The sequence below is a fragment of the Citrobacter sp. Cpo030 genome, from assembly GCF_030333005.1.
Lineage (GTDB): Bacteria > Pseudomonadota > Gammaproteobacteria > Enterobacterales > Enterobacteriaceae > Citrobacter > Citrobacter portucalensis.
In genome coordinates this window covers 1-552 of record NZ_JAOWGT010000022.1, presented here as the reverse complement: position 1 = coordinate 552, position 552 = coordinate 1, and the positions used below count along the sequence as shown (strand labels likewise).

Genomic DNA, 552 nt, shown 5'->3' with positions numbered 1-552 from the left:
CACTGATGCGCAGATAATCATGACTATTTATGTTGGTGTGAAGGAATTTTATACTTTGCCGGCCCCTCATCAATATATCGTTGCTGCATTTACCTATGACAAAGATTTTTTTGTACAAAAAGTCACATTCTACTCAATTGAGCGAGTCAAAGAAATACAAGCCGCGTTAGAGAAAAAACGGCTGGGTGGATAATGAGTGTGAGTGCTGAGGTGTTTTTATTAACCCCAGTCGTTAATGAATTTAAGCATGTTAGATGGGATTCTATTTATTAAACGGAGTTAACGCTATGAATATGGAACTAACAACATCAGGGCCTACGCTTAACCGCTACAGCTTAACGATCCCTTCATGCCCGCATGCTCTGGATGTGTTGCGTTTTGAGGGACTGGAGCAGTTAAGCGTCCAAAAAGGTCAGATATTTGAAGGGCGAACGGATACAGAAGGGAAAACGGTCAGTGTTTAGAAGAAGATCCCGCGACAGGGAAAATGATTTCCCGCAGTTACGAGGTGGGGGAAAAAAGCGGGCTGGATCGGGTTCGGGTCCGGTTTGC

General features: G+C 43.8%; 1 protein-coding gene and 1 pseudogene. Both read left to right on the top strand.

Annotation, left to right across the window (positions count from 1 at the left end):
* Positions 1–193, top strand: a pseudogene (locus OGY37_RS00205) (DUF6392 family protein); the annotation flags it as partial.
* A gap of 94 nt (positions 194–287) precedes the next feature.
* On the top strand, positions 288–464 hold the full coding sequence (locus OGY37_RS00200; protein WP_286548020.1) for a hypothetical protein: 177 nt from the start codon (positions 288–290) through the stop codon (positions 462–464).
* Positions 465–552 lie beyond the last annotated feature (88 nt).

What these genes read in the sequence shown, in the direction of transcription:
- OGY37_RS00200 (WP_286548020.1), top strand. Translation starts at nt 288, where the DNA reads ATGAATATGGAACTAACAACATCAGGGCCTACGCTTAACCGCTACAGC.